The sequence below is a fragment of the Pseudomonas sp. BIOMIG1BAC genome, assembly GCF_001705995.2.
GTDB lineage: Bacteria > Pseudomonadota > Gammaproteobacteria > Pseudomonadales > Pseudomonadaceae > Aquipseudomonas > Aquipseudomonas sessilinigenes.
The window spans coordinates 7,652,261-7,675,262 of record NZ_CP049045.1; the positions used below are offsets into that span (position 1 = coordinate 7,652,261).

At 58.5% G+C, this 23,002-nt stretch carries 19 protein-coding genes and 4 pseudogenes; 12 read left to right on the plus strand and 11 right to left on the minus strand.

What is annotated here, in order from left to right; genetic code table 11:
* Window position 1: 1 nt before the first annotated feature.
* On the minus strand, window positions 2-340 hold the full coding sequence (glnK, locus tag ATY02_RS35705) for a P-II family nitrogen regulator (protein WP_002555808.1): 339 nt from the start codon (window positions 338-340) through the stop codon (window positions 2-4).
* Between the two features lie 412 nt (window positions 341-752).
* On the opposite strand from glnK, the gene ATY02_RS35710 reads away from it, so the two are divergent.
* The 4 genes and pseudogenes from ATY02_RS35710 to ATY02_RS35725 all read left to right on the plus strand — a co-directional run bounded on the left by ATY02_RS35710 (window position 753) and on the right by ATY02_RS35725 (window position 4,114).
* The gene (locus ATY02_RS35710) at window positions 753-1,013 is read left to right on the plus strand and encodes an accessory factor UbiK family protein (protein ID WP_068575920.1); all 261 of its coding nucleotides are present in this window, start codon (window positions 753-755) and stop codon (window positions 1,011-1,013) included.
* Window positions 1,014-1,170: 157 nt separating this feature from the next.
* A pseudogene (locus tag ATY02_RS35715) lies at window positions 1,171-2,022 on the plus strand (YifB family Mg chelatase-like AAA ATPase); the annotation flags it as partial.
* A gap of 639 nt (window positions 2,023-2,661) precedes the next feature.
* A complete protein-coding gene (locus ATY02_RS35720) occupies window positions 2,662-3,357 on the plus strand; it encodes a hypothetical protein (protein WP_164823740.1) in 696 nt (231 codons plus the stop codon).
* Window positions 3,358-3,628: 271 nt separating this feature from the next.
* Window positions 3,629-4,114 (plus strand): hypothetical protein, encoded by a 486-nt coding sequence (locus ATY02_RS35725; protein WP_068595464.1) that lies wholly within the window; start codon window positions 3,629-3,631, stop codon window positions 4,112-4,114.
* Window positions 4,115-4,393: 279 nt separating this feature from the next.
* Here ATY02_RS35725 and ATY02_RS35730 read toward each other — a convergent pair whose 3' ends face one another.
* Window positions 4,394-5,512, minus strand: coding sequence for a hypothetical protein (locus ATY02_RS35730; RefSeq protein ID WP_068580350.1), 1,119 nt, complete (start codon window positions 5,510-5,512; stop codon window positions 4,394-4,396).
* 91 nt (window positions 5,513-5,603) lie between these two features.
* On the opposite strand from ATY02_RS35730, the gene ATY02_RS35735 reads away from it, so the two are divergent.
* A complete protein-coding gene (locus ATY02_RS35735; RefSeq protein ID WP_083236040.1) occupies window positions 5,604-5,765 on the plus strand; it encodes a DUF1652 domain-containing protein in 162 nt (53 codons plus the stop codon).
* On the opposite strand, the pseudogene ATY02_RS35740 reads toward ATY02_RS35735, so the two are convergent.
* A pseudogene (locus ATY02_RS35740) lies at window positions 5,753-6,300 on the minus strand (MFS transporter); the annotation flags it as partial. The gene ATY02_RS35735 and the pseudogene ATY02_RS35740 overlap by 13 nt on opposite strands.
* A 491-nt stretch (window positions 6,301-6,791) precedes the next feature.
* Between ATY02_RS35740 and ATY02_RS35745 the strand changes: the two are divergent.
* The 4 genes from ATY02_RS35745 (at window position 6,792) to istB (ending at window position 10,262) form a co-directional block, all read left to right on the plus strand.
* Entirely contained in the window at window positions 6,792-7,475 is a 684-nt protein-coding gene (locus ATY02_RS35745) for an SDR family NAD(P)-dependent oxidoreductase (protein WP_228022334.1), read from the plus strand.
* 49 nt (window positions 7,476-7,524) lie between these two features.
* Window positions 7,525-7,863, plus strand: a complete 339-nt coding sequence (locus tag ATY02_RS35750; RefSeq protein WP_164823741.1) for a hypothetical protein — start codon at window positions 7,525-7,527, stop codon at window positions 7,861-7,863.
* Window positions 7,864-7,966: 103 nt separating this feature from the next.
* The gene (gene istA / locus ATY02_RS35755) at window positions 7,967-9,466 is read left to right on the plus strand and encodes an IS21-like element ISPpu27 family transposase (RefSeq protein WP_115284415.1); all 1,500 of its coding nucleotides are present in this window, start codon (window positions 7,967-7,969) and stop codon (window positions 9,464-9,466) included.
* The gene (gene istB, locus ATY02_RS35760) at window positions 9,459-10,262 is read left to right on the plus strand and encodes an IS21-like element helper ATPase IstB (RefSeq protein ID WP_020300922.1); all 804 of its coding nucleotides are present in this window, start codon (window positions 9,459-9,461) and stop codon (window positions 10,260-10,262) included. The genes istA and istB overlap by 8 nt, the downstream gene beginning before the upstream one ends.
* A 147-nt stretch (window positions 10,263-10,409) precedes the next feature.
* On the opposite strand, the gene ATY02_RS35765 is transcribed toward istB, so the two are convergent.
* Both ATY02_RS35765 and ATY02_RS35770 read right to left on the minus strand, forming a co-directional pair.
* Window positions 10,410-12,209 (minus strand): Mu transposase C-terminal domain-containing protein, encoded by a 1,800-nt coding sequence (locus tag ATY02_RS35765; protein ID WP_228022246.1) that lies wholly within the window; start codon window positions 12,207-12,209, stop codon window positions 10,410-10,412.
* Window positions 12,209-12,892: a heteromeric transposase endonuclease subunit TnsA gene (locus tag ATY02_RS35770; RefSeq protein WP_068577737.1), complete on the minus strand. Its 684-nt coding sequence runs from the start codon at window positions 12,890-12,892 to the stop codon at window positions 12,209-12,211. The genes ATY02_RS35765 and ATY02_RS35770 overlap by 1 nt, the downstream gene beginning before the upstream one ends.
* Window positions 12,893-13,006: 114 nt before the next feature.
* On the opposite strand from ATY02_RS35770, the pseudogene ATY02_RS35775 reads away from it, so the two are divergent.
* Window positions 13,007-13,657, plus strand: a pseudogene (locus ATY02_RS35775) (ATP-binding protein); the annotation flags it as partial.
* Here ATY02_RS35775 and ATY02_RS35780 read toward each other — a convergent pair.
* Window positions 13,636-14,241, minus strand: a complete 606-nt coding sequence (locus ATY02_RS35780; RefSeq protein WP_068577735.1) for a TetR/AcrR family transcriptional regulator — start codon at window positions 14,239-14,241, stop codon at window positions 13,636-13,638. The pseudogene ATY02_RS35775 and the gene ATY02_RS35780 sit on opposite strands and share 22 nt — an antisense overlap.
* 26 nt (window positions 14,242-14,267) lie before the next feature.
* Between ATY02_RS35780 and ATY02_RS35785 the strand changes: the two genes are divergently transcribed.
* Complete coding sequence (locus tag ATY02_RS35785; protein WP_068577734.1) at window positions 14,268-15,281, plus strand: ABC transporter six-transmembrane domain-containing protein; 1,014 nt, start codon at window positions 14,268-14,270, stop codon at window positions 15,279-15,281.
* A gap of 3 nt (window positions 15,282-15,284) precedes the next feature.
* Here ATY02_RS35785 and ATY02_RS35790 read toward each other — a convergent pair whose 3' ends face one another.
* The 4 genes and pseudogenes from ATY02_RS35790 to ATY02_RS35800 form a co-directional block, all read right to left on the minus strand.
* The gene (locus ATY02_RS35790) at window positions 15,285-16,253 is read right to left on the minus strand and encodes a Ca2+-dependent phosphoinositide-specific phospholipase C (RefSeq protein ID WP_068577733.1); all 969 of its coding nucleotides are present in this window, start codon (window positions 16,251-16,253) and stop codon (window positions 15,285-15,287) included.
* A gap of 117 nt (window positions 16,254-16,370) precedes the next feature.
* Window positions 16,371-17,231 (minus strand): methyl-accepting chemotaxis protein, encoded by an 861-nt coding sequence (locus tag ATY02_RS36790; RefSeq protein WP_416220703.1) that lies wholly within the window; start codon window positions 17,229-17,231, stop codon window positions 16,371-16,373.
* Window positions 17,232-17,273: 42 nt separating this feature from the next.
* Window positions 17,274-18,347, minus strand: a pseudogene (locus ATY02_RS36795) (Cache 3/Cache 2 fusion domain-containing protein); the annotation flags it as partial.
* Window positions 18,348-18,540: 193 nt separating this feature from the next.
* Window positions 18,541-19,461, minus strand: a complete 921-nt coding sequence (locus tag ATY02_RS35800) for a LysR substrate-binding domain-containing protein (protein ID WP_068577721.1) — start codon at window positions 19,459-19,461, stop codon at window positions 18,541-18,543.
* Window positions 19,462-19,612: 151 nt separating this feature from the next.
* On the opposite strand from ATY02_RS35800, the gene ATY02_RS35805 reads away from it, so the two are divergent.
* Window positions 19,613-21,010 (plus strand): NorM family multidrug efflux MATE transporter, encoded by a 1,398-nt coding sequence (locus ATY02_RS35805; RefSeq protein WP_068577720.1) that lies wholly within the window; start codon window positions 19,613-19,615, stop codon window positions 21,008-21,010.
* Window positions 21,011-21,060: 50 nt separating this feature from the next.
* On the opposite strand, the gene ATY02_RS35810 is transcribed toward ATY02_RS35805, so the two are convergent.
* The gene (locus ATY02_RS35810) at window positions 21,061-22,734 is read right to left on the minus strand and encodes a putative bifunctional diguanylate cyclase/phosphodiesterase (RefSeq protein ID WP_068577718.1); all 1,674 of its coding nucleotides are present in this window, start codon (window positions 22,732-22,734) and stop codon (window positions 21,061-21,063) included.
* Window positions 22,735-23,002 lie beyond the last annotated feature (268 nt).

A 23,002-nucleotide genomic window follows, 5' to 3' on the forward strand; every position in this document is an offset into this window, starting at 1 on the left:
CTTAGATTGCGTCGGTATCGGTTTCGCCGGTACGGATGCGAATAGCCTGTTCCAGATTGACCACGAAGATCTTGCCGTCACCGATCTTGCCGGTGTTGGCAGCCTTGGTGATGGCCTCGATGACCCGGTCCAGATCCTTGTCGTCGATGGCGACATCGATCTTCACCTTGGGCAGGAAATCGACCACGTATTCCGCGCCGCGGTACAGCTCGGTATGGCCCTTCTGCCGACCGAAGCCCTTGACCTCGGTGACGGTAATGCCCTGCACGCCGATTTCGGACAGCGACTCGCGCACGTCGTCCAACTTGAACGGCTTGATGATGGCGGTGACTAGCTTCATGAAACTCTCTCCCGAATTGGTGGACTTGCCCCAGGAAAACAAACCCGACTCAAGTCTAAGCGCAGTGCCTGGCTTTGTAACGCATCGTCGGCCTTCCTCAGCCGGACCGACGCTAGCCGCCCTGACGAAACACTCCCCCGTTTCGTCGGTCGCACTGCATTCGTCACAGCGACTGCATCAGTGCATGGGTCACCAGGGTCTAAGCAGAAAGCTTGCCAGGTCGGGAAATGCCAACGATTTCAGCCCCTTGCTGGCGTTCAGCCTGCAGGGCCATGAAACAGTGCCGCAGATACGCACAATAACGGTGCGCCAGCATTCGGCCAGATGCGCAAAAAACGTGCAGCCTCCGCCGCGCCAAGCCCTCGGTTCGTGCGTGATACACTGCGCCCCATCAGCTCTTCAGGACATTCCCATGCTCGCCCCCAAAGACCTCCTCGACACCCTGAGCGGCCACGCCTCACGCTTGTTCAGTGGCGAAACGCCTCTGCCCCGCAACGAAATCGAAAGCCAGTTCAAGGCCCTGCTGCAAAGCGGCTTCAGCAAGCTGGACCTGGTCAGCCGGGACGAGTTCGATAGCCAGATGGTCGTCCTGGCCCGCACCCGGGCTCGCCTGGAGAGCCTGGAAGCCAAGGTCGCCGAGCTGGAAGCCAGGCTGGAACCGAAGGATCAATGAGCTGACACCCTCCTCGCCGGCCGCGCGCCTTCAGCACAGCTGAAGGGCAGGCCGGCGACACATCCTGTCTGCATTGCCCAGCGCTTGCGCTGCCCCCCTCGCCTATCCTTGCAACACCGCAGGACGCGGTTCCCGCCGCTGCAAGGAAGAACGTCGCATGTCCCTGGCCATCATCCACAGCCGCGCCCAGGTGGGCGTGCAAGCACCTGCAGTCAGCGTCGAAGTGCACCTGGCCAACGGCCTGCCTAGCCTGACCCTGGTGGGCCTGCCCGAAACGGCAGTCAAGGAAAGCAAGGACCGGGTCCGCAGCGCGATCCTCAATGCCGGGTTCGACTTCCCCGCCCGACGCATCACCCTCAACCTGGCACCCGCTGACCTGCCCAAAGATGGCGGGCGCTTCGACCTGGCGATCGCCCTGGGCATCCTCGCCGCGAGCCGGCAACTGCCGACAGAGGCGCTGGACAACGTCGAATGCCTCGGGGAGCTGGCCTTGTCCGGCACTGTGCGCCCGGTACGTGGTGTCTTGCCGGCCGCGCTGGCGGCACGCGATGCCGGGCACCGCCTGCTGGTGCCCCGGGCCAACGCCGAGGAAGCCTGCCTGGCCTCGGGCTTGACGGTGATCGCGGTGGACCACCTGCTGGAAGCGGTGGCTCATCTCAATGGGCAGGCACCGATCCCGCCATGCGCGCCCCAAGGCCTGCCGCTCAACCACACGCCCTACCCCGACCTCAGCGAAGTCCAGGGTCAACTGGCTGCCAAGCGCGCCCTGCTGGTCGCCGCATCCGGCGCCCACAACCTGCTGTTCTGCGGCCCTCCCGGCACCGGCAAGACCTTGCTCGCCAGCCGCCTGCCCGGCTTGCTGCCGCCCCTGGAAGAACACGAGGCGCTGGAGGTGGCGGCCATCCAGTCGGTGAGTAGCCTCGCACCGCTCACTCATTGGCCACAACGCCCATTTCGCCAGCCTCACCACTCGGCGTCGGGGCCCGCCCTGGTCGGTGGAGGCTGTAGGATTTTGAAATAAATGCGACTTTTCGGAAATTAATGCGACAACGAGTAAAGTCGCCATTTCACATTACTGCGTACTCCAATCTATAGAAGTTATGGGGATATTCTGTCGCACAGATCTTCCCCAAGCGACCGGGTGCACTGCTCTGACGCCAGGCGCCGTTGTATGCTGAACCTGCTCTCTAGTGAACCTGCCGCTCTGCGTAAGACAAGTCCTAACCAGATATACCAAGTCACTTCCGCGCATGTCGCAACACCTGTCCACCTCCCGCACAATCTTTTCCCAGCAGAAAATTAGGAAGGCTTCATCATCAGTCATAACGATCTCCTGATTTTGTCTTTCGCGAAAGTAGCGTCCACCAAAGTCACCTTGCACGATTCAGACAGATACCAAACAGTTGGCTGGACGCCAACCCCACAAGCTTCGGTCGCGTATCATTGCAACGGCAGCAACTATACGACGAGCGGCTCCAAGCATCAGCAGCATGGCGGTATAGGCGCAAGTTCCCCTCAACACGTCAGGAGCGTTGAGAACAGCTAGCATCGATGGAGACTTATGTATTGTGCTTCAGAGTCCAAACCCTATTGTTTAGCAAAACACTTCGTCGCATAACTCGTCGATCAACCAAAAAAGGATTTTCAGATGGTAAAAAAGACTAAAAAATCCGCTCGAGCTGAGCGTGAAAAGAAAAGAAATAAACGCGAACGGGAGCAACGACTACGTAGCCATTACGCTCAGTTTAGCTCCGCACACAAAGATCCAGTTGTAATAAGCATTAAAGCGGCCGTTGAGCACTTCAAGTCTTTTATGACTGACGAGCAATGGACCCGCAGAAAGTCTGGCGTTGACAGATACTTTTCCAACATGACGAAAACTATCGTCGAGACCCGCACAAAAGACACCGGCCAGTACAATAATAGAATGGCTTATTATGCTAAATGGGTTGACTGGTATCTTTACCTTGCGGAAGCCTCCTCAGTATCAGGGCATAGCCTCGATGAGGCACAGTGGTCACGAGTGAAACCATTTTTCCAAAAAATTGGTAGCTCAATAGAACTACTCAAAAGCGTCGCCGGGGCGGACCAGCGAATTGTCAGTATGCTGCACGGTAAAGATAACAACGCTGATTCCGTACTATTTGAGCTAATCGTCGCCATCGCTTACGCGGAGCGAGGATGGCAGGTTGAATTCATTCCTGAGATAAAAGGTGGCCCTAAAACTCCCGACTTTAAAGCTGTCAGAGGAGCTGACACGGTATTCGTTGAGTGTAAACGTCTACAAAAAGTGACGGATTACGTCAAGCATGGTTACTTCAATGGAAAGAACTACCAGAGCTAATAAAAAGCCAATCGTTGTGGCAAGCCAATCGGTTACTTCAATGGAAAGACCTACTGAATCAATTCCAGCTCCTCGATTAGCCAAAAAATGTCATTTCGGCAAGCCAATCGTTGTAACTGGTGCCAAGCGAATGTTCCAAACCTGTTTGATTATTTATCTAAATACTCTGTAAAGTTCCCTTCAGCTCAGCTGAACTCATTGATCGACTTTAATTGGGAACCTCATGCTTCATACACAATGGTCATGGATGCAAAATTTGCAGAGCTGAACCATGTACGATGGAGGCTCAATTCTAAACCGCTTTGTAGAATTAGTCGGGCGCATATACTGCGCGCGCTGGGAATGCACCGCAGAGGCATCAATCGACAAAAAGGCTAAAGACGTTAAAGGATTGTTGGCTAAAGCTGTCGCACAAGCGCCGGTGGACGCTAAAACAATTGTACACATCGCCTTTGAAACACTGCATGGACCTGAAGTCGAGTTTAAAAGAGACTGGAAAATTTGCGAACTCGTCGACTCGTATGACTATGGTCAAAAAGACATTGGTTGTGTTTTTTGTCATGCCATGCAACCAGCGGTACTTCCTGATGGCTACATCGAGTTTGCAGAAACTACCCGATTCTTTGATCGCTCAGTGAAAGCTCAGGATATTCTGCCCGGCCACCAGTTGCTATTTGCAGGGGAAGGGGCGGCGATAAAGTTCAATGAAACGCACTGGATGCAAGATGCAATTAAATCGCTAAGCGAAGAGCATTAACAGCTTGGTAGTGCGCAGATTCGATCAATGCTCACCTCGTAACAACGTGGCTCTGGCCGATCCTGTCGTCCAGAGCCGCAGACTTTAACCTCTGATAATCACTTGCTCTCTGGCGACCACAGTCTCCCCCAGCAAATCACGCTTTAGTGGACACGTGCCTCCGCCTCGCGGGCAAAACAGGCGGTGTGGCGCTGCGTGCAGCATAAGCTCGCTGTAGGAACACGCATCAGGGAGTTTCGGTGACGCCAGGGAATGAGCTGTCCTCAACATGCCATAGACCTACCGGCTCAACGGCTTCTCGGTTTGTCCGATGAAGGTAGTGCCATGCAGGAACGTATTCCTTTCTTGCGTGGTGGTGAGAGGAAACCTGGCGTAGTGCGTGTGTGCCATTTGCTTCAACTGCTCTTGCAACTGTTCCTTCATGCCTTCGTCCTCAAGATTGCGGCCGTCTAGAACCTCGGCCGGCATGATCTCCGTAAGGTCGATGGGCACCGCGTGAACTGTACCGATCCGCGACCGTAAATTTACCGAGCAAAGCTCCACCACCAGGCCGGCAATCCCCTTCTTCAACAGCTGTTTCAAAACCTTGAGCTTGTCCTTCGAGGAGAAGTTATTCGTCTTGATCAGGGTGTTGTAGTACGGTTTGAAGTAGTTGATCAGCCCCGCCTCAGCCAAGGACACAACCTCCTTTCTATTCAACCGAACGTTTCGCAAGCGATCCATATGAGCAGAATCTTGTTCATCAGAGGCCTGGGCCCCCACATTGAAATCGCCTCCGTTACTGATGATCGTTCTGCCGTGCTCGAATCGATACAGCAACAGCAGGACCTCGCGTTCGGGGAAATGCGTTGAGGTTTCGGCGAGGATCTGCTGGAGCTTGTTGTGCGATAGCAGGCGATCCAGAGCATTGCGAGACTTAGTCCGGCCAACAGCCTGCCCCACATAGAGCACCTCAAGATCGGTGTCGTGCGGCGTGAGCACGCTTCTCGCTACGGCGATAATCGCGTTCACCGCAATGAACTGTTTTCCTGCGGGCGTCATGATGATGAGTGACGTGCCGTTGAGAGCTACCGCGACATCTTCGATGGGTACGTCGTCAGGGATCGACGAATCGCTGATCTCGTAGACAAAGGGGACCGCGGTCATAGCGTGTTCACGCAGCACCAAAAACTCGCCGGTGATCGTTCGACCGTTCAAGGCAAATCCTTCCGGCTTAATGTAAATCCGTGGGCGGTGAGCGATGAGGTAAATGTTGCATGCTAAAAGTGCTTCTTTATGCACTGGATTGTCTTTGACGCGATAAAGATCCGCCGGTGTGAGCATGGCTGGTAAGCTGGAATAGAGGTGTGTAGCGCCTTCCATAGAAAACTGCCGGGTGATGTCCCCAAGGTCCTTCATGCATTACTCCTCGTTACGTGATGCCAGTGTTCGGTCAGGTAGTTGACGTCTGTGTCCTATGGAGGGGACTGGTAAAAATTTCGGCCCAAGGATGGCTCACTATGATTTCAATACCGGAGTTGCTCACATCATCGAAAACTGTTTTCTCCCCCTCTCCTATATCTGCACCGCCAATCCTGATAGCTCTCTGATGATCAAAGTGTTTGAGCCCGTGACAGGTCGCGTAGAGCTCCTGGTGACCGCGACGGCATAACCCCCAACCAGACGCTCGTTGGCCAGACCAGGCACCGTATTGATTGCGTGCGCCATGTCGCCGGTGGTGACAAGGTGTGCGGTTTCAGCAATCAGCTGTGCGTCAGCGCTAGCCGCTACAACCTGAACAGCATCGGAAGGTTGGTGTGCAACAGAGACGCAAGCATTACCGCTACGCTAGCTAAAGCAATGCCTTCGCCGGCGACACGCACGGTGTTGAAGATGCCCGCCGCCATACCCGCGCGTTCCGTCGGTACAACGCTTACCGACAGATCATCCATCAGCGCCCAAGGCAGGCTAGCACCGATGCCAATCAACAGCATTGGTCCTACCAAACCGAATTTCGGCTCACCTACGTTGTACAGGCTCAACCAGTGCAGACCGATGGAGGCAATCAGGAAGCCAACGCCAGACAGAATGCCTGCGGAGATGAAGCGAATCAGTGCAGCGGCAAGCATCGGAACAACCAGCATCGGAGCCGAGAGCGCCAGCAACAAAAGACCCGCATCGATCTCGCTGAGGCCTTCTACACCTATAGAGGACACACTTGTCCATGCTTGCGCGCAGAGCTCATTCAGTCATCAGGTACCCGCGCCAAACGGTGATTTTTCCCATTATTGCGACAGATTACGACATTGATAGGCAACACAATGCTACGGGCTGCGGATGGCGTCACTATCGCCCAACAGCATTCGTCCAGAGCCAGGTATCCGAACAGTCACTGGGTAACCAGGAACGACTCAGTCGGCCCATGTAGATGCACAACTCTCGATGAGTGGGTTTCTACAAAGCCTGACCTAAATTTTCAGAGGCATTTCTAAAACACTACACAAGCATCAAATGCTTGACAGGCGATTTCGGCTCGCGCTATAAATCACAACGCTTGTAATGTTTAAGCAATAATGTAAGGCACTCGACAGAGTAGTAATGCTCATCAACTCGGAAGTTGATGATGAGGTCCTGAAAGCTTCGTGCTTTCAGTAGTGCAATGGTTGCGGTTATTCCTCTAACTTTTTTGGCCTTACATATGCTATATAGGAATTTATTAGTGGTTGGCGGCTCAAGTGAAATTGGGGCCGCCATAATTCGGTGCGCCGAAAGTAACAGCTATAAAGTCTTCAGCACCCAACGATCTGTCGACAGTTCTGGGTTGCTCATGGATGTAACGTCGGATGAGAGCGTAAAGTCCGCAATAGATCAGGCAATTGCCATTTCTGGCACTATCGATGCAGTTGTTTACGCTCCTGCACTTTCTATCGACGGCCTGATCCATACATTGAGCGACGAAGCGTGGTCAAAGACATTTGACGTTAACCTCTTCGGCGCCGCGCGCGTGGTCCGCCACCTACTTCCTCACTTCATCAAAGCACGTAAAGGTGTTTTCCTGTTCGTGTCCTCTACCGCAGCTGTACGCGGTGCCACGGGGGCTGCGCCTTACTCTTGCTCCAAGGCAGCTCTGAACGCACTAGCGTTAAACATCGCGCACGACTACGGCCGATTCAATATCCGCGCCTATACGGTCATGCCCGGTTATGTCGACGGTGGAATGCTGGCTCATCTGCCTGATGAAAAGAAGGTCGTACTGGCCAGGGAAGCATCACTCAAGCGCTTGGCCACTCCTGATGAAGTCGCTCACTTCTGCGTTGCAACACTCGACTCGACCTACCTTACAGGCACGGCACTCGCGCTCGATGGTGGTTTGACCAGCTGATACTGATCGATCCCCACTGGAACCTCTCATACAAGGAAGGTATGACGTAATGACGACCTTGGGAACAGCCTTTGCTAAAACGCAGGACACAGTACTAGACAACGCTCGGTCCGCAGCAAATCAACTTTACCGCGAACGGATCGCTTCACGAGATGACCCCTCGACTCTTCCATGGCTGAACCGCCTGCTCAAGCATGGAATACTGGAGCTGGATCACATCGAAAACCCGATGTACCTGACGCTGCTGGACGGAAAAATGTCATCCCGCGCCTTAGGATCCTTTCTGTGCACCTATTACTGGGGCTCCAGCCAAGGCTTTAACAAGAAGGTACTACCGGCCGCATTGAAAGCTCACACAAATGAAAGCTGGCGTGCCTGTTGCCGCTGACCGAAAACTGACCCAGTAAAGGCTGTTCTGCCGACTGAAAACTGACCCAGGTGTTCAACTGCTTCTGCTCACTTTTCGAGCAGGAGAACACAGGGTGATCAGCATGGAAATGTTGGGAAAAATCCGGCGGATGTACTTCCGCGACAAGCTCTCGCTGCATCAGATAGCCAAGCGTACCGGACTGTCGAGAAACACCATTCGAAAATGGGTCAGAGCACCCGAAGCCACCCAGCCGGCGTACCAACGGTGCGCAACCTTCAACAAACTCAGTCCATTTCACGAGACGCTGGAGCAGGCGCTCAAGGCCGATTCGTTTCGGGCAAAGCACAACCGCAGGAGTGCCAAAGCACTCTTCGAACAGATCAAGGCCGAGGGGTACGACGGCGGCTACAGCCAACTCACCGCCTTTATACGCTCGTGGCGCGGCGAGCAAGGCAAGTCTTTACGAGCCTTTGTGCCGCTGACCTTTGCACTCGGGGAGGCCTTTCAATTCGACTGGAGCGAAGAAGGTCTGCTGATCGGCGGCCTGTTCCGACGCATCCAGGTCTCCCATATGAAGCTGTGCGCCAGTCGCGCATTTTGGTTGGTTGCGTATCCCAGCCAAGGCCACGAGATGTTGTTCGATGCCCATACCCGCTCGTTTGGCGCGTTAGGTGGGGTGCCGCGTCGCGGCATCTACGACAACATGAAGACCGCTGTCGACAAGGTCAACAAGGGTAAGGGCCGCACGGTCAATGCTCGGTTTGCCGTGATGTGTGCGCACTACCTGTTCGACCCGGACTTCTGCAACGTCGCTTCCGGCTGGGAAAAAGGCATCGTTGAAAAGAACGTCCAAGACAGCCGACGGCGCATCTGGCTCGATGCTCAAAACTGCATGTTCCACACCTTCGAGGAATTGAATGCCTGGCTCGGCCAACGCTGCCGTGCGCTCTGGGGCGAACTGCTGCACCCGCAGTACAACGGGCTGACCGTGGCGGACGTCCTGGAGCTGGAACGCGCTGAATTGATGCCGATGCCGACTGCCTTTGATGGCTACGTCGAGCGCACCGTACGGGTCTCCAGCACCTGCCTGATCAGCGTGGCGCGAAATCGCTATTCGGTGCCGTGTGAGCGGGTCGGCCAGTGGGTCAGCAGCCGTTTGTATCCTTCCCGGGTGGTGGTCATCGCCGATGAAACGACGATTGCCAGCCACGAGCGTCTGTTTGATCGAGATCAGGTCAGTTTTGACTGGCAGCATTACATCCCGCTTATCGAGCGCAAGCCTGGAGCGCTGCGCAATGGCGCTCCGTTTGCTGATCTGCCGAAGCCGTTGCAGCTGCTAAAACGCGGTCTGAGGCGTCACGCCAATGGTGATCGAGTCATGACGCAGGTACTGGCGGCTGTTCCCATCGCCGGGCTCGACGCCATATTGGTGGCTGTGGAGTTGGTACTTGAATCAGGCAGCTTGAGTGCTGAGCACATCCTGAATGTCCTGGCTCGACTGACATCGACAGCAGCCCCTCCGTCCGCCGAAACCAGCCTTCAACTCAAGATAGCGCCTGTCGCCAATACGGCACGCTACGACCGGCTCCGTACCACCGATGAGGAGACTCGCAATGCGTGATCTTATGGCGGAACTCAAAGAACTGCGTCTGCATGGCATGGCCAGCGCCTGGGAAGAACTAGCCTCGCAAGGAGAAGCTTCGACGGCATCCTCGAAATGGCTACTTGAGCATCTTCTCCAACAAGAACATGCGGATCGAGCGGTGCGCTCAGTGAACCACCAGATGAACATGGCCAAACTCCCCATGCATCGTGATTTGGCCGGCTTCGACTTCAGCGCTTCCAGCGCAGATGCCCGCCTGATCAGGGATCTGTCCAACCTGGAGTTCACCGATACCGCGCAGAATGTCGTGTTCATCGGCGGGCCTGGAACAGGCAAAACACACCTCGCCACCGCCTTGGCTGTGTCCGGGATCACGACGCATCACAAACGCGTGCGCTTCTACTCCACGGTGGATCTGGTCAATCTGCTGGAACGCGAAAAGTACGACGGCAAGACGGGCCGCATCGCTCAAGGGCTGCTACGAACAGACCTGGTGATACTCGATGAACTGGGGTATTTGCCCTTCAGCCAGAGCGGTGGTGCCCTGTTATTTCACCTGCTGTCCAAGCTGTACGAGCACACCAGCGTGGTGATCACCACCAACCTCAGCTTCTCGGAATGGTCGAGCGTGTTTGGTGACGCCAAGATGACAACGGCGTTGCTGGATCGGCTGACACACCACTGCCACATCGTCGAAACGGGCAACGAGTCCTACCGCCTGCAACACAGCAGCTTGGTCGCCCAGACGAAGATCATGTCACGTGAACGAAAGCGCAAAGACAATGATGGTGCCGAGGACGATGAGCTGTTTTGATCCGCACCAAAAATACCCTGCCGCATGCCCACATGCGGTGGGGGCTTAATGCCTCTTCCACCGGGACACGACTGCTAAGCTTATCCACAATTGCTGATGCCAAAATCAGCAATCCGCCCTGGGTCAATTTTCAATCGGCAGGGTGGGTCAGTTTTCAATCAGCGCCGACAGTCTAGTCTTAGTCGTGTGGGCCTCAGCATTCGCGACGAGCTCTCGGTTCTCCAGGATGTAGCGCTTGAGCAGCGGCTCGTTGATAGCATCATGCCCTTCGTCGATCGCACGCTTCTTCGCGGCTTTAAACTCGAAAATACTGGCGGCAGGAAAAGCCTGGTTCGACGCTGGGACCTTAAAGTATTGTTTGAGTAGCGGGTCGAAAAACCAGATGTAACTGATGTCTCGAGGATCGCGACGGAAGACAAATGTCCGCGCTTTTCCTGTGTCCTTATCCTTAGCATTGATCCATGGCCGCAAAGCTTCGGAGTAATACATTAGGTCGATCTGGACACCGTAATGCTGAACGGTGCGATCAAAGGAGGGCAGAAAGTCCCTTTGCAGTGTGAAAGGATCAGTTGGCCTCGGCGGGATACCAACCAGAGGATCCTGGTCGGAGTTGCCAAAAATCCCAATGTGCCACTTCCGGCTAGGGCTCATGTAGATTTTCGAGTGATATTCCTCGTTGTAGATCAGAATCTCTCTAATCAACCACGTTTCGAACTCGTCGAAGGTTAGCGCCGAATGCTTCTCGGAGTCGTAGCCCGCGCGATCAGCTTGATTGCTGTAGGTCCTTCCAGGCATGTCTTTCAAGGTTTGCGCGAACGTTCCCATCAGGCGCTCAATATGGGCTCCGTAGCGGGGGCGCTTCACGGGGCGAAACTGATTTTCGATGCCGATGTTGGAGCACGATCGTTTGACGTCCTCGCTCTGAAAATCGGGACCGTTATCGGCATGCAAAATTTTGGGTATCCCCCAAACCGGCCATTCTCCGTCGACCCCATGAGCAATCAGCCAGTTTTCCTTAGGCAGAATGGAATGAGCAACGCACATTGCCACCGATATTCCGGCAGGGGCATCCAGTGATAGGTAGTAGCCCGTTATCATTCGGGAATAGACGTCAATCGCGAAGGTAATCCACACCCTACCGATAGGACGCCTATGAACATCATCAACCAAGATGATATCCATCGGAGTGTGGTCGATTTGCACAACGGCAAGGGGATAGTCCGCACCCGGAAACGAGCCAGGCGTCGGCGTATACTTGTTACGAGCCAATTCCGCATAGCCTCGACCACGGAGGTAAGCCTTGTCAGGTACACCTTTGATTCGTGCACGAATTGCAGTCACTCCAGGCGGGGGGATCTGCGCGGCTTCACAGGTTTCGACTATTTTGTTGATCGTCGCCAACACCGTTGGGCGATGAGTTTTCAGGAAGAAATTACGAATCACATCCTCGATGATCTTGTTGGCTTCATCTGAAAGGCGTGAGTTACCTCCCTTCCATCCCCTCCTACGTGGAATAAGAGCGAGCTTCTCTCCCCAATCCCTGTAACGCTTGATCCAGCGATACAAAGTCGCGACATCAACGCCAACCGTGGCGCTTCTCGCTTCAACGTCTCGCCGACCAATAACTACGCTTCCGAGAAGCGGCTCGATGGCGGCAAAGCGCCTCTGTGCTTCGGCCCAGTCCTCACTGCCGATCAGTGCGATATCGTAATTGGCGTAGAGCCCCTCGACTTTCTCGCGCTTGATTGCGCGCAAGCCTTCAATTGGCAACGCGGCAGCTTTACCCGACTCCAGTTCAATCCCGACCACAGTTCGAAAATCCAGGATCTGGGAAATCCGGTAAGCAGAATCGCCGTGAGCGACGACCGACCCCACCTCAATTATTACCTGAAGCCTGTCAGGCTCGTATGGGGTCAGTTGGGCATCCAGTGAATTGTCGTCCGTCATCACGCCACCCAAACGTCAAGGAAATTGTTTAGCGGAAGACGTATGTCACAGGCCAGCCTTCGCGTAGCGATGAGATGCCATAGATGACTGATCCCCTCACCTCGATACCGATCGCAGGAATGCAATGCCAGTAGGTAGTGGACCGGAGCCACACCCATCTCCCTTACCGTGTTGATGATCCAGTCGCTGTCTTCTGGCGCAAAAGTCATCCGTGCATACCGCTCCAGAAACTTGATGTTCTGCAGCGCGGTATCACGAATTCTCGATTCGTCATATATGTGGAAAATCCAGCCCCGCTCATTTGCATATCGCCAAGCAGCCTTCCACTTGGGAAACCAGGCTCGCCAGTTCTTGCGCCAATCGACCTCTGGCTTCACCTCAACCAACAACGGCTTGGGCCAGTTGTCGAGGCTTCGATCTCCGAGATCAAAATGGACGAGAAAATCTGGGGTGTATTTGTAAGGGCGACCGTTGCTGATGAAGGGAATGCTGACCGGCTGCGAGGTGATGCTGCGGACATCCTTCGAGAACTCAGTTCGAACAATGAAATCCCGCTCAAGCGTGGATTCATACGAGATGCCACCTTCGCCACGGAATGGAAACACTCCAGAGACGCTTCGTTTCGTGGGTTTGATGGGACGAACCGAAGCATGTTTAGTTTTATCGCGGCTATTTCCGACCATTTATAGGACCGTCGCAGCTATTTAGGTTTAGCGTCGCAGCTATTGCTGAACGCTGTTCCGATGTATCAAGGCCTCAAGTATGGCGGTGTCGCAGTAAATTAGGAATCCTACAGAGGCTCGAAACCGCAGCCCGGGGAGATCACCCTGGCGCATCACGGGGTGCTGTTTCTCGATGAATTGCCGGAGTTCGACCGCAAGGTCCTCGAAGTACTGCGCGAGCCCATGGAGTCGGGGCAAATCGTCATCGCCCGGGCCCGTGACCGGGTGCAGTTTCCAGCACGCTTCCAACTGGTCGCGGCGATGAATCCCTGCCCTTGTGGTTACCTGGGCGAACCCAGCGGTCGCTGCCGGTGCACAGCGGAACAGATCCAGCGTTATCGCAACAAGCTCTCCGGCCCGTTGCTGGACCGCATCGACCTGCACTTGACGGTGGCTCGCGAAGCCACCGCGCTGAATCCCACCCCCCAGCCAGGCGACGACAGCGCCAGCGCCGCTGCCCGGGTAGCCCGGGCCCGCGAGCGACAGCTACAACGCCAGGGTTGCGCCAACGCCTTGCTCGATCTGCCCGGCCTGGGTCGTCATTGCAAGTTATCCACAGCCGACGAGCGCTGGCTGGAAAGCGCCTGCGAGAACCTGGGGTTGTCGCTGCGCGCGGCCCACCGCCTGCTCAAGGTGGCACGGACCCTGGCCGACCTGGAGCAGGCCAGCGTCATCGGCCGCGAACACCTGGCGGAGGCGCTGCACTATCGGCTCGCAAGTGGCTGAGGAGCCTGCGTCGCAAACCCCAGGAGCAGCCCGGCGACTTCCATCACCTCATCCAGCGCTGCCTGTTCCGCTTCGCCGGAGGCCAGCAGCAACAGGTCATCGGTGTACCCCATGGTCTGGGCGAAGATCTGCCGGGCTGCCCGTTCCGCATCGGCACAACGGAACACCTCAGCCTGGACACCCTTGGCGATGATCGATGCCAGCAGTGCCTGCCACTGGCCGTTGATCTGCAGGTAGACCTCAGCCAGTTCGGCGTCGTGCATTGCTTCATCCCAGGCGTCGAGCCACAGCCCCCAACCGATGCTGCTGGAGGCCGTCAGGCAATCGAGGAGGAACATTCGCAGGGCCTGTGCAGGCTCTGCATCGCGCACCAGGTCGGCCACCGCCTCCAGCTGGCCATTGGCGAACCGCACGAAGGCTTCGCGGCGCAACTCCTTCCAGTCACGGAAGTAGTGGTAGATGTGACTGCGAGACAACCCGGCATGCTCGGCCAGGTCACGGGTGGATACCTCGGCGAAACCCTTGCTGTGAAACAGTTCCAGGGCAGCGCTGATGATCTGCTCCTTACGGTCGTTACGGGACATCGGTAGCTGGACCTCTTGGCGCCGGAATGAACGGCACTTGCGTTTTGAGCGGTCGCTCAAAGATAATTGAGCACTCGCTCAATATTAACCGTTATCACACTTGTGGTGCAGTCATGTCTGTCGTCACCCGTTCCAATATCGCGGACCCAACCCAGAAACTCGGCCAGCAATCCGCTGGCCAGACCCTCAAGGCCATCGCTCGCGCGTACCCGGGCAAACTGTTCGTCACCTTGTCCCTGGTGGCCCTGGAGAACGCCCTGCTGCTGGCCTACCCGCTGTTCGCCGGGTTCGCCGTGGACTCGATCCTGCGCGGCGATACCACCCATGCCCTGGTCTACGCCATGGTGGTGCTGGGCTTCTGGATCGTCGGCGCAGCACGGCGTGCCGTGGATACCCGGACCTTCACTCGCATCTATGCGGACCTGGCCGTACCGGTGATCCTCAACCAGCGCCAGCAACAACAGAACACCTCCACCGCGGCAGCGCGAGTGGTGCTGGCCCGGGAGTTCGTCGACTTCTTCGAGAAACACGTACCGATCATCGCCACGGCCCTGGTGTCGATCATCGGCGCAGCGGTGATGCTCTTGGTGATCGAACCCTGGATTGGTCTGGCCTGCCTGGTGGCATTGCTGCTGTGCATCACCCTGCTGCCACGCTTCGCCCGACGCAACCAGCAGTTGCACGAGCGCCTGAACAACCGCCTGGAAAAGGAAATCGGCCTGGTCGCCAAAGTGGGTGCCCAATCCCTGCAGCGTCATTACCGGTTGCTGTCGCGGCTGCGGATCTGGCTATCGGACCGGGAAGCGGTGGCCTATCTGTTTCTTGGCGTCATGGCAGCGGTGCTGTTCGTGATCGCCATCACCCAGCTGTCGCTGTCGCCCGAGATCAAGGCCGGGCATGTGTATGCGGTCATGACTTACCTGTGGACCTTCGTCAGCAGTGTCGACGAGGCCCCGAGCATGGTCGACCAGCTGGCGCGCCTACGGGATATCGGCAAGCGCGTGGACCCGGGACTCGACGACACCGCCGAGCCCCGCTGAACGTCAGAACGGCCGAATGCGGAAACCGCCAGCGCCCTGGTCGGCGAACTTGTAGTACGCCGACAGGTTGATCTGTTCAGCGATGTGTTGGGCGAACGACACACCGTCATCACCCCAGACTCGCCCGATATGGCTATAGGCAAAGGCTTGGGCCGCCCATTTCTTGTCACCCTTGCCCATGTTGTTCATGGCCACATAACCCGATGACTGGTCGGACATGCCACTGACCTTGCCGCTGACATCGTTCTGGCCATTGGTCACCGGTGAGATGAACACCTTGGCGCTGGAGGTCCGGGCTTCGGCGTACTGCGAAAGTTTCTGGTTCTCCGAATGGTTGAGCACCAGCAAAACCTTGCCCTGCAATTGGCTGGCGGTGGGCCAGGCCTTGCCCTTGAGGTTGTTCTGCAGGGCTCCGGCACTGCTGCCGATATGGGTCGCCAGGTCCTGGGGGGTGTACAGCTTGCCCTGGAAGATCCGGCTCACCAAGTCGTCGAAGTCCTGTGGCGTGCGCCCCGAGCTGGCTTTCGACCAACCCTGCTTCTTGTCCAGGATCACGGTGATGGGGAAATGCCCCGGATGGTTGTCGCTCCAGAGCTTGATGTCGTTCAGGCAGGCTTCCAGGTCGTTCTTGCCGGTGCCGTCGCCCGTGCAGTTATTGTCGTTGCCGGACTGGAACAGGGTGCCCGGGTTGTGCCGCACGAACCAATGCCGTGGCGAACCCCCGGTTACCGCGTCGCGCTGGTCCCAGAAATCCAGCTCCAGGGTGCGCACACTGTCGAGCACGCTGCTGAAGGTGCCCGCGTACTGCTTTTCATAGCAGTTGTGACAGGCCACTTGGGCAATCCGGTTAAATGGCGTGCTCCAGGACGCCGGGTCGATGAACGCCGGGCTTTCCTGGCCAAAGGCTGCGTGGCTGAGCAAGAACATCGACACAGCCAATGCACGGGGAACGAAACGAGAAAGATGAGTCATGCCAGCTCCTGCTAAAAGGTCAGTCCTTGAAGGGCAATCAACTGCTCATCTGTTTTAGTCCAATCATGTGTCATTGCAACCATGGCCCTCCAACACCTCGCCGGAGGGCGGGTGCAGTCAACGGAAGCGGTCGACTTCGTGGCGCAGGTCGGCGGCCAGGGCTTCCAGCTCACGCGCGGTGACGGCCAGGTTGGACACCACCTCGCGCTGTTCGCTATTGGCCTGGGCAATGCTCTGCAGGTTGCGGCTCAGGACCGTGGCGGTGCTGCTCTGCTCCTGGGTCGCGGTAGTGATCGCGGCGAACTGTTCGCCGGCACTCTGGCTCTGCTCGTCGATCAGGGCCAAGGCCGACGCCACACCAGCGTTGCGCGACAAACCTTCCTGCATCAGGCGGTTGCCCTGCTCCATGGTCTGGATGGCATTGCCGGTTTCCTGCTGGATGCTGTTGATCATCTGCGAGATTTCCGCCGTGGCCTCGCGGGTGCGCGATGCCAGGTTGCGCACCTCATCGGCCACCACCGCGAAACCGCGACCCTGCTCCCCGGCGCGGGCCGCCTCGATGGCCGCGTTGAGGGCCAGCAGATTGGTCTGGTCGGCGATGGCGGTGATCACCCCAACGATCCCGCCGATTTCCTGGGAGCGCTGCCCCAGGGTATCGATCACGGCTGCCGTGCTGCCCAGGGCCCCGGCGATCTGCTCAAGCGACGAAGAAGCCTGCTCCATGGACTCACGACCGATATGGGTCTGCTCGGCATTTTCCTGGGCCAGGCGCTGGGTACTGCCCATGTTGTCGGCGATGTTCAGCGAAGTAGCGCTGAACTGTTCTACCGCCCCGGCCATGCTGGTGATTTCCCCGGATTGCTGTTCCATGCCTTCGTAGGCCCCGCTGGACAGCCCGGACAACGCCTGGGCCCGGCCACTGACCTCGGTGGCGGAGCGACGGATGTGCTCGACCATGGTCGACAAGGCCTCGCCCATCTGGTTGAAGCTGCGGGCCAGCTGGCCGATCTCATCGTGGCTGGAAACATTCAGCCGCGCGCTCAGGTCGCCACCGCCCAAGGCCTGGGCCTGGCGCACCAGGTCGCCCAGGGGCGCCAGCTTGCTGCGCAACAACCATACCGTGGCTCCCACCGCCAGCAGCATCGCCAGCAGGCTGCCAATCACCAGGCGTAGCCCAACGCTCCAGGTCACCTGGCGGATCTCGGCCTTGGGCATGCTCGCCACCACCGACCAGGGACCATCGGCAAAAGGCACCGCCAGGCTGTAGAAGTCCTCGCCTCCATCGCTCCAGAAACGCCCCTTGCCCGGCTCCTTCGCCACGTCCACCAGGAGCTGCGCGGCCTGGTCCAGGGCTTGTACGCCAGCCGGCGGCACCAGCCATTTGTGTTGCTCGTCGAGCAGGGCCAGGGAACCACTCTGGCCGATGCGGAAGCGCTTGAGGTTGGCGAACTGGGCGTTCTGCGCGTCGGTGTAGTCGAAACCCACGAACAGCACCGCGATTACCCGACCACTGCGGTCCATCACCGGGGTGTACTGGGTCATGTAGAAACGCTCGAACAGCAGCGCGCGGCCAACGTAGCCCTGCCCGGCCATGAGTTTCTGATAGGCCGGATGGCCGTGGTCGAGCAGGGTGCCGATGGCGCGGCTGCCATCCTGCTTGCTCAGGGAAGTGCTGACACGGATGAAATCGTCACCGCTGCGCACGAACAGGGTCGCAACCCCGGCGGTCATCTGCTTGAACTGGTCCACTTCATCGAAGTTGTTGTTCAGCACCACGTTGCCCAGGTGCAAGCCAGGAGTCTGCACCCCGGCCACGGTCACCGGCTCGTCGGGGTGTAGGCTCAGGCCGCTGCGAAAACGGTTCTCGAACAGGCCGCTCAGGCGCTGGGTACTCTCGCGCAGGCTGCCATGGAAGGTATTGAGCTGGTCCGCCAGCAGGCGGGCTTCACTGGCCAGGTGTTCTTCACGGGTGTCGAGGTTGGCCGAATCCAGCGAACGCAGGGCAAAAAGAGTACTGCCACTGATCACCAGGGCGAGTACCAGGGCAAGGGCAAGCCCTAGCTGGGAGGCTATCCGGGCACGGGGTTGGGACATGATGGCTCCTGGCCGAGAAGGCGGATCATCCTGATCAAGTGGCACGCTCGGCAGCAATAATTCCAAGATTTTCTAATGAGTTAGGACCTTCCTGAACGCTGGTTCCATATCCCAGGATTCGGCGGCATCCGGCAATACTTGAGCGGTTTGCAAGGATATATCTCACGGCCTGCCAGCCAGGAGCTTCAACGTTTCAGCCAAGACGCTCCACAGCTGGCAATTGCATGGCCCCAACCTCCCCTTGCAGGAAGTCGCTCAGGCGCCGCAGGCGTTCGCCACCGGGCCGGGTCCTGGGCCACACCAGATAGTAGTCCAGGCCACTGGCCACCGCCGTCGGCCAGGGCAGGCTCAAGCGCCCTTGGGCCACGTCTTCGGCCACCATGAGCAAGTCGCCCATGGACACGCCGTAGCCCCGTGCGGCGGCGATCATCCCCAGCTCCAGGGTGTCGAAGACCTGCCCGCCCTTGAGCGAGACCTGATCGGCCAACCCCATGTGCTCGAGCCAACTGCGCCAGTCACGACGATCCGGGGTCGGGTGCAGCAACTCGGTGCTCGCCAGGCGCGCCACATCCCAGGGCTGGTCGTTGAGCAGGTTCGGCGCGCCCACAGGGATCAGCAGCTCCGGGAACAGGCGGCTGGACTCCCAGTCAGCGGGAAAGTGGCCGTTGCTCAGCAGTACCGCGCAGTCGAAAGGCTCCTGGTTGAAGTCCACCGAATCCACATCCATCCAGGCACTGGTGAGTTGCACCTCGTTGCCCGGTTGCAAGTGGCGAAAGCGACTGAGCCGCGCCAGCAGCCAGCGCATGGTCAGGGTCGAGGGCGCCTTCATGCGCAGGATGTCGTCTTCGGCCCGCAGGGTGGCGCAGGCCCGCTCCAGGGCGGCGAACCCCTCGCGCACCCCCGGCAATAGCAGGCGCGCGGCTTCGGTCAACAAGAGGTTGCGTCCGCTACGCTGGAACAACCGGCAGGCGAAATGCTCCTCCAGCGTGCGCACATGGCGACTGACAGCACTCTGGGTAATCGACAGTTCTTCACCGGCCCGGGTGAACGAGCTGTGCCGGGCTGCGGCTTCGAAGGCCCGCAGGGCATAGAGAGGAGGTAGACGACGGGACATGGACAGACTCCGGCAGCGCAATGCAGCCAAGCTACCAGAAAGCGCTTCGCATGAGTTTTTATCATGTCAGCACGTATTTTTATCCCTTTGTGCTATGGGCCAAGAGCGCCGAGAATCAGCGTTTTTCCCGCTTTCCACCTGACCGAGCCTGATGACCATGCAGCATCCAGCACGTACCGAACTCTGGGCCATCCTGCGGCTGGCAGGGCCATTGATCGCCTCGCAGCTGGCCCATATGTTGATGGTCCTCACCGACACTTTGATGATGGCCCGCCTGAGCCCCGAGGCGCTGGCCGGCGGCAGCCTGGGCGCAGCCAGCTACTCCTTCGTCTCGATCTTCTGCATTGGCGTGATCGCCGCGGTAGGCACCCTGGTAGCGATCCGCCAGGGCGCCGGCGATATCGAGGGCGCAGCGCGCCTGACCCAGGCCGGCTTGTGGCTGGCCTGGCTGATGGCCCTGGTAGCCGCCTTGCTGCTGTGGAACCTCAAGCCGCTGCTGTTGCTGTTCGGCCAGACCGCAAGCAACGTCCAATCAGCCGGTCAGTTCCTGCTGATCCTGCCCTTCGCCTTGCCCGGCTACCTGAGTTTCATGGCCTTGCGCGGCTTCACCAGCGCCATCGGACGGGCCACGCCAGTGATGGTCATCAGCCTGGGCGGCACGGTGGCCAACTTCCTGCTCAACTATGCGCTGATCACCGGAATGTTCGGACTGCCGAAGCTCGGCTTGGTCGGTATCGGCCTGGTCACCGCCATCGTCGCCAACTGCATGGCCGTGGCACTGGCCTGGCATATCAAGCGACACCCGGCCTATACCGCCTATCCCTTGCGCCAGGGCCTGTTCCGGCTCAATACCCAGTACCTGCGGGAGCTGTGGCGCCTGGGCCTGCCCATCGGCGGTACCTATGCCGTGGAGGTCGGATTGTTCGCCTTCGCCGCCCTGTGCATGGGGACGATGGGCAGCACCCAGCTGGCGGCACACCAGATCGCCCTGCAGATCGTTTCGGTGGCGTTCATGGTGCCGGCGGGGGTTTCCTACGCCATCACCATGCGCATCGGCCAGCACTATGGCGCCGGACAGCTATTGGATGCGCGCCTGGCAGGACGGGTCGGCATTGCCTTCGGTGCGGTGGTGATGCTGGGGTTCGCGGTGGTCTTCTGGCTGCTGCCCAACCAGTTGATCGGGCTGTTCCTCGACCATGATGACCCCGCGTTCGCCCCGGTGATCCAGTTGGCCGTCAGCCTGTTGACCGTAGCGGCCTGGTTCGAGCTGTTCGACGGCACTCAGACCATCGCCATGGGAGCGATCCGCGGGCTCAAGGATGCCAAGACCACCTTCCTGGTGGGGCTGGGCTGTTATTGGCTGATCGGGGCGCCCTCGGCCTGGTTGATGGCGTTCACCCTGGGTTGGGGGCCGACCGGTGTCTGGTGGGGCCTGGCCCTGGGCCTGGCGTGCGCAGCCATCAGCCTGACCCTGGCCTTCGAATGGCGGATGCGCCGCATGATCAAGCATGAGCCCGTGGTGCCGGCCATGGGCCTCCAGGCCGATTGAATCGGTTGCCGGCTCCCTGGCTACAGGGTTGCCGGCACAGCTCATGGTCCCTAGATGACTTCTTCCTGGCCCAGGCGCTGGCTGCTGCCGAAGGTCAGGTATTCCACCAGTTCGGCCAGCGGCAGCGGCTTGCTGATCAGGTAGCCCTGGGCCTGGTCACAACCGAAATCGCGCAGCAGCGCCAGTTGTTCGGCGGTTTCCACGCCTTCGGCCACCACGTCCAGATTGAGGTTGTGGGCGAGGTTGATCATCGCGTGGACCAGCTTGCGATTCTCTTCACGCTGCTCCATGCCGCCGACGAAGCTCTTGTCCACCTTGAGCAGGGCGATCGGCAGGCTGTTGAGATGGACGAACGACGAGAAGCCCGTGCCGAAGTCGTCCAGGGAAAAGCGCACCCCCAGCCGCCCGAGTGCGTCCATGGTCTGCTTCACCAGGTCGCTGCGGCGCATGACGGCGGTTTCGGTCAGTTCGAATTCCAGCCACTGCGCCTCGACCCCACGCTCACTGATCAAACGGCTCAAGGTCGAGAGCAGCTGGCTGTCCTGGAACTGGCGAAACGACAGGTTGACCGCCATGTGCAGTGGTGCCAGCCCGCGCTCGCGCAAGGCCTGCATATCGCGCAGGGCACGAGAAATCACCCAATAGCCCAGGGGTACGATCAGCCCGCTCTGCTCGGCCAGGGGCACGAATTCGCTGGGCGGCAGCAACCCACGCTCGCCATGGCGCCAGCGCACCAGGGCCTCGAGGCCGACGATCTTGCCGTCGTGCAGGTTCAGGCGCGGCTGGTAATGCAACTCCAGCTCGTCGCGACGCAGAGCCCGGCGCAGTTCGCTTTCCAGGTCGGCCAGGCTGCGGGCATTACGGTTGATCCGCTCGTTGAAGATATGAAAGGTACAGCCCTGGGTACTCTTGGCTTGCTGCATGGCGATGTGCGCATGCCACATCAGCGGGTCGGCGCCAGCATGGGCGCGGGCATGGGCGACCCCCAGGCTGCAACCGATCAGCAGGCTTTCGCCGTCGATCCAATAAGGCTCGGCCATGGCCTCGGTGATACGTTCGGCGATCCATTCGGCGCGCTGTGGAGCGCGACGGGTATCGATCAGCAAGGCAAATTCGTCGCTGCCCAGGCGGGCCAGTTGGTCACCGGCCTCCAGCTGGCTCTTGAGCCGCGAGACCACCTGCAGGATCAGGCGATCGCCGGCCTGGTGCCCCAGGGCATCGTTGGCATGGCGAAAGTTGTCCAGGTCCAGGTGCCCCAAGGCCAGGCCGCGACCGTCGTTTTCCGCAAGGCGCGCGGCCAGCAGGGTCTGGAACCCCTGGCGGTTGGCAATGCCGGTCAGCGGGTCCTGCTCGGCCAGGCGCTGCAAGGTGCTTTCCAGCAGCCCGCGCTCGCGTACATGGCGCAGGCAACGGCGCAAGGCATCGGTGCTCAGGCACGAACCCACCAGCCAGTCACTGACGCCTACCGGAGCGACTGAGGGCTCCTGGTCCAGCAACAGGACGGTGGGCAGGCTGCAACGCCCGGGGCCGGGCTGCAGGTGTGGAATGGTCAACAAGACCGCGTTGCGGTCGTCTTCGAACAAACGACTGACAGACTCCCAGCTGGAAGCACTGATCAATACCACCGAGTCTCCCAACGGAGCGACACACTCGCGCAACAACGCTGTCCACACAGGCTCTTCAGCCAGTAGCAGCAAACGCAAGGGTTCGACAGGCTTAGACAAGCTAGCTCCCTAGACTCTGCAAAAAAAGTTGGCGGCGGGCATTATGGCGCGCAAACGGTCAATATCAATTGATAGTGATTATCATACGCAATTTCTTGTACCGCTCTAACTCGAACATTAGACGCATATTCAGCGCGCATCCTGAGGGAAAGTATCAAAACCGGCAAATTTAGATAGCGTTATGCGTCACAAGTCGGAGAGACGCAGCAGAATCCGTCCATCCTGTTAAAATGCCCGCCCTTTTCGTCATCGACCCCTTTTTACCGTC